The sequence below is a fragment of the Microbacterium sp. P2_F9 genome (genome assembly GCF_056403635.1).
In genome coordinates this window covers 1-5,165 of record NZ_JBFUFC010000236.1, presented here as the reverse complement: position 1 = coordinate 5,165, position 5,165 = coordinate 1, and the positions used below count along the sequence as shown (strand labels likewise).

Sequence of the window (5,165 nt, the reverse complement as noted above, 5' to 3'; positions counted from 1 at the left end):
TCTTCACCCGCGAGAAGGCCGTCACCAGCCGCTGGCTCGACCCCGCCACGCATGGCGGCATCAACCTCGGATTCCCCCAGAACAACTGAGATCCTCCCCAACGCGGGCCGGATGGTTGCTTTCGGGGGGAGTCAGCCATAGATCAGAGAGCAGGTCTTGTCTTCGATCGGGCGCCGKGGGTCCGGTGATTGTCTGTGCGTACTCATGCTGCGGGAGTTCTATCCCGCCCGCTCGCCGCGCTCGGGGAGGACCTCGCCGGCCGGGACGCTCTGGCGGTGCTCGCCGTGGCAGCCACCCCCGCGGCCGACCGCGCGTTGACCCAGGCCCGGAGGATCAGCGTGCTGCGCCGGGCGCGACCGCAACGCAACCTCTACCGCCCAGCCGTCTCTGCGTTCGATGCTCGCGAATGCGTACATGCCAGCACCGGTTCCGATGACATATCAGCGTGGAATCATGTATCTGCGGGCTACTTCGCTGTGCGTGGAACCGCGATGGCGAGGGCGACGCTCACCGTCGCACCCACGGCCCCGAGAAGCAACGTGAGGCGGAATGCCTCAGGCATCGGGTCACCGGTGGCCGACGTCGTGGCCGAATGCGCGAGGATGCCGGCCACGACCGCCGAAGCGACCGACGTGCCGAGGGCGCGCACGAGCGTATTGAGCCCGTTCGCCGCCGCGGTCTCGGTATCCGGCACCGCCCGCACGATCAGCGCAGGCATGGCGGCCTACCCGAGCCCAATGCCGATGCCCACGACTGTCATCACGACGGCGACCCCCCAGGCAGAGACAGGGACAAGCAAAGCTATGAGATAGGCGACTGTGAGGATGACGCTGGTGATAACGAGGGGCTTAGCCTCGATCCACCGACGCGCCTGGGATAGGCGGCGGGGTCTTCATCGGGTTGGGTTGACGTCGGCGGTGCAGGCGTGAGCTCCGGGCGTCGCATCCCGGTCGTCCACTGAGGTCTTGGTTGTGCCGCGGTGCGGCGGTGGTCAGGTGGTCGCGGCCGGTGGTGGCGCGTGCGTCGCGGTGAACAGTCGCGCGAACGCGTGCTCCCAGGGCCAGGCGTTCGGGAGGTGCAGCGTGATGCGGCGCGCGGAGCGTGCCAGGCGGGCCGGGATGGTGATGAGGGTGCGGCGGATCGTCGCGGTTGTCGCTCTCGCCAATCGCCCGCCGTGGTCGGCGAGGATCCCGGCGGCGCGGGTGAGGTTGAACGCGATCACGGCGAGGACGAGCCAGGCGCTGTTGGCGGCGAACACCCCGGACGGGAGGTGCGCGAGCGGCCCGTTCTTGAGGTCGGAGTGGACTTGCTCGATGATCGCGTGACTGCGGTGGGTCTTGTCCGCCTCGACGGTGTCCATCACGTTCTTGTCGATGGTGGTGAAGAACGCGTGGTGCCGCCAGGTGTCAAACAGCGTGGGCGCGTCGAGGTTGCGCGGGTTCAGGTCAGGGATGCGCCGGACGACCACCCTGCCGGGGATGCGCTCTGCCGTCTTCCGTGAGCGGAACGCGGTGAAGGGGATCTCGGCGACCTCGGCTTTGGAGATCCAGCCCCCGGTGACTTCGTCACGGATCGCGTTCGGGTACTCGATCATTGTCCAGGCGTCATCGCTGATGGTCGCGATGGCTGCTTTCACCGCGGGGTCCATCCGGACGGTGACGGATACATCGGCGCCGGCCTTGAGCGCGGTGCCGATGGTTGCGTACCCGTAAAACGCGGAATCGGCACGAAGCAAAGGCCTGGCCGCGGCCACGACGCTGGTGCGGCGCAGGGTCGCGAGGGCATCGCCGACGATTCTGGCGGCGCCCTTCGGCGACCCGGTCTTGCCCTGCCGCAGCCGCTGGGCGAGGATCGCCGGCGCCGACGATGACGTTGACGCGGTCGCGAGGAGTGCGTTCAGGCCGCGAACACCGGAGTACCCGAACCCGGCGCCCTGCTTCTGATACCCGTGGACCTCGATGATGGTGTCGTCCAGATCGACCATCACCCGCTCACCGCCCCGCGCCTGCAGCAGTACCGTCTGCCCGGCGAGGCTGACCAGGACACGGGACGCGACGGCGTCGAGTTGGCGGACGTGTCCGAACCGGAACTCGCGGAGGAACGATCCCAGCGTCGACGGGGCATACGTCCGGTCGAACAGGCGCCCCATGCCGCCGTGACGGAGCAGGTTCATGTCGTCGATCGAGTCCGCCCCGGCGAGCATCCTCGCGACCAGCGCAGAGACCTTCGCGCCGGCATTGGAGCCCTTGTCTGTCGGGACGCTCAACCCGTCCTGAGCCCGCTCCGCCAGCCCGGCCCGCTGCGCGAGTCGCAGCGTCGGAACCAGGCCCGCGACCGGACACGACATTCGGATCATCGAACACCGCAGACACCGCGGCAGGGGCGTGCTTGAATTGCATCTACGAGATGCCTCTCCGACCAGGCGAACAGAACTCTAAGCAAGCTCTATTCTTCCTGGTCAGAGGGGCATTTCTCTGTCACGACGCCCGACCATCACACCCGCTCATCGGTGGATCGAGGCTTAGGGCCGAATCGGTCGATGAGCCGTCCGCCGATCGGCGACATCACGAGCATGGCCAACCCCGATGGCATGAGGATCAGTCCACCGATCAGCAGCGGCAGGGCGAATCCCCCTGTCGCCGCCGGAAGGCCGAGGAGCTGCGGGAAGGCGATGCTCGGGACGAACATCGAGAAGCCCATCGCCGTCGACGGGATGTTGGTCATCAGGACCGGTCGCCGCACGCTCACGCGCACGTCCACCAGGGGATCGCTCTTTCKCCACTGGTACCAGGCCCACAGGGCGAGGGTCACGGCAGAGATGGCGAAGCACGACAGCGTCCACGGCGACAGCCATCCCCACTCGTTGCCCTTGGCCAGCGCGAGAAGAAGCGCCGTGAGCCAGATGGCGAGACCGACGGCGCCGAGCACGTCCACGCGCCCGCCGTTCCCGGAAGGCTCCGGGGGAGGATCAGGATGCAAAGGGTGAGCACCATGCCCGCCAGGCCGGTCGCGACCCAGAACAGCAGATGCCAGTCGCTGACCGAGGTGATGAGTGCGGCGATCGGGAGTCCGATCACGGCTCCGACGCCCATAGGGGCGCTGACGAAGGCGATCGCCGAGCCGAGGCGTCGTGCCGGGACGGTATCGCGGAGCAGCGCGATGCCCAGGGGAATGACTCCCATGCCCACCCCTGCAGCCCGCGGCCGACGATCAGCGGCACCACGGTGGCCGAGAGTGCACACAGGACGGATCCCATGACCAGCAGCGTGAGCAGGATCAGGATCACCCGGCGCTTGCCAAACATGTCGCCGAGTCAGCCGGAAATCGGGGTGCAGATGCACGACACGACGAGCGTCATCGTGATGACCCATGCGGTCTCGGCGCGCTCTGCGCCAAGCAGCTGAGGCAGTTCCGACTGGATAGGGATCATGTCCGGCTGTTCACGCGGCGCGCGATCCTCTTCGCGGCACTGCTCGGCGGCGTCGGGTACGCGATGTCGGCCACCCTCGGTCAGCTGATCCCGCTTCTCGCCTTGACGTCTCGCGAGGACGGCGTCACGTACGGACTCGGGCTCACCACGGTTCAGTACGCAGGTATAGGGACCCCCCAGGCCCTGATGGCGGCGCTGGCAGGTGTCATCCTCGGAGTCTTGATCGCGCGCGGTCGCTCCCCGCGCATGTTCATGCTGATCGGCATGACGCTGTGGGGAGTCGCCGCGATCCTCCTCGCGACGATGAACGACACGCAGCTGACCCTCACCCTGAGTGCACGAGCCGTCGGTGCGGCCGGTGGCCTGGTCAACGCATCGCTGCCGAACGTCGTCATCCAGGCATCGCCTGCTGGCGATCAGGCGTCGGTAGCAGGCACCGTCCAGCTCGTGCAAACAGGTCTCGGGGCGATCGCTCCGGTCGTGATGTTCGCGCTGATGGCTCCGTACATCGGGCCTTCCTCGACCGGCGGCATCGTCTACACGAGACCGGGTTCCACAGCTGGCTGTATGGCTCAGCAGCGCTCATCGCAATTCTGCTGGTGCTCGCCGGCACTGTCCTTCGTCCTCGTCCGGGCGACGTGCAGTCCGTGAAACAGCAGGAAGCGGCTGCGGCTGCCACCGCGACTGCGGCTGCCACCGGGGGAGCGGTTGCCGCCATTGGGGCGCCGGCGCCGGAATCAGCACCCAGCCTCGCCCGCGACCGCGATTAAGAAAAAGGCGGTCCCGCCTCCAATACTGGAGGCGGGACCGCTTCGTCGTGCGGCAGCCATGCTGCAGTCGTCACACATGCTGGGACTTCCGTTTCGTGTCATCCCACCAGCGAACTCAGACGAGCGGCTTCCGCGTACACCTGCTGCTGCCAGGCGCGAAGGTCTCGCGGCGAAGCGTTCACGCCAACGACCGCGACGAGGCGCCCTCTCGCGCGGTGCGCGACGATGAAGCTGTCTTCGTCCTCCGAGCCCTGCGCGAGCTCGGCCTCGTCGCTCTCGAGCACCGCCCCATGTATTTGCACTCGAGTGTCGTACTGGTGCGACCATGCGTAGGGGACGGAGGAGTAGGGATCTCCGTGGCCCCCGGCGAGCTCGGCGAGGAGCGTCCGAGCCGCGTGCGCGCCCTGCTGGGTGGCATTCGTGCGGTGCTCGACACGCATGGACACGCCGTACGCCGGGTTGAACCATCGGGCGACGTCCCCGGCGGCGACCACCCCCGGAGCGGCGGCGCAGTCCGCTGCGCAGACAACGCCGTCATCAATGGTGAGCCCGCTGTGGGTGAGCCAGGAGGTCGCCGGCCGCGAGCCGGTACAGGCGATCACGACGTCGGCGCGCAGTTCAGTGCCGTCGGCCAAGACGGCGCCGCTGGCATCGACGTGGGCGATGTTCACCCGCGACCGAACGTCGACACCGTTCGCCTCGTGAAGCGCGGCGACGTGGCGTGAGACAGCGGAACCGAGGCGGTCGAGCAGTCGATCGCATCGATCAAGGAGGGTGACATGGCAGCCGAGCTTCGCGGACGCCGCCGCCAGTTCGGTGCCGAGGAATCCGGCGCCGACGATGAGGACGCGCGTTCCGGGAAGAAGCTTTCGACGAAGGAGGACGGCATCATCGCTCGTGCGCAGTGTGAGAAGGTCGGCGCCTTCGGGACACGTGGGGGTTACTCCGCTGGCGATGACCAGGCC

Annotated in this window: 6 protein-coding genes and 2 pseudogenes; 2 read left to right on the top strand and 6 right to left on the bottom strand. The window is 67.7% G+C overall.

Annotated features, from left to right (window positions below):
• Nucleotides 1–466: 466 nt before the first annotated feature.
• The 5 genes and pseudogenes from AC1DVT_RS17790 to AC1DVT_RS17770 all read right to left on the bottom strand — a co-directional run bounded on the left by AC1DVT_RS17790 (nt 467) and on the right by AC1DVT_RS17770 (nt 3,256).
• The gene (locus AC1DVT_RS17790; RefSeq protein WP_457100716.1) at nt 467–718 is read right to left on the bottom strand and encodes an MFS transporter; all 252 of its coding nucleotides are present in this window, start codon (nt 716–718) and stop codon (nt 467–469) included.
• A gap of 273 nt (nt 719–991) precedes the next feature.
• Nucleotides 992–2,399, bottom strand: a pseudogene (locus tag AC1DVT_RS17785) (IS1380 family transposase).
• 94 nt (nt 2,400–2,493) lie between these two features.
• A complete protein-coding gene (locus tag AC1DVT_RS17780; RefSeq protein WP_457100732.1) occupies nt 2,494–2,934 on the bottom strand; it encodes an MFS transporter in 441 nt (146 codons plus the stop codon).
• 71 nt (nt 2,935–3,005) lie between these two features.
• Nucleotides 3,006–3,134: pseudogene (locus AC1DVT_RS17775) on the bottom strand (hypothetical protein); the annotation flags it as partial.
• Nucleotides 3,074–3,256 carry a hypothetical protein gene (locus tag AC1DVT_RS17770; RefSeq protein ID WP_477390460.1) on the bottom strand — a complete coding sequence of 61 codons (183 nt, stop codon included), beginning with the start codon at nt 3,254–3,256 and terminating at the stop codon, nt 3,074–3,076. The pseudogene AC1DVT_RS17775 and the gene AC1DVT_RS17770, both read right to left, overlap by 61 nt.
• Between AC1DVT_RS17770 and AC1DVT_RS17765 the strand changes: the two genes are divergently transcribed.
• Nucleotides 3,255–3,404: a hypothetical protein gene (locus AC1DVT_RS17765; RefSeq protein ID WP_457100733.1), complete on the top strand. Its 150-nt coding sequence runs from the start codon at nt 3,255–3,257 to the stop codon at nt 3,402–3,404. The two genes, AC1DVT_RS17770 and AC1DVT_RS17765, sit on opposite strands and share 2 nt — an antisense overlap.
• Nucleotides 3,401–4,081 (top strand): MFS transporter, encoded by a 681-nt coding sequence (locus AC1DVT_RS17760; RefSeq protein WP_477390458.1) that lies wholly within the window; start codon nt 3,401–3,403, stop codon nt 4,079–4,081. The genes AC1DVT_RS17765 and AC1DVT_RS17760 overlap by 4 nt, the downstream gene beginning before the upstream one ends.
• Nucleotides 4,082–4,298: 217 nt before the next feature.
• Here AC1DVT_RS17760 and AC1DVT_RS17755 read toward each other — a convergent pair.
• On the bottom strand, nt 4,299–5,165 hold an 867-nt coding region (locus AC1DVT_RS17755; protein ID WP_477390456.1), incomplete at its 5' end, for an FAD-dependent oxidoreductase.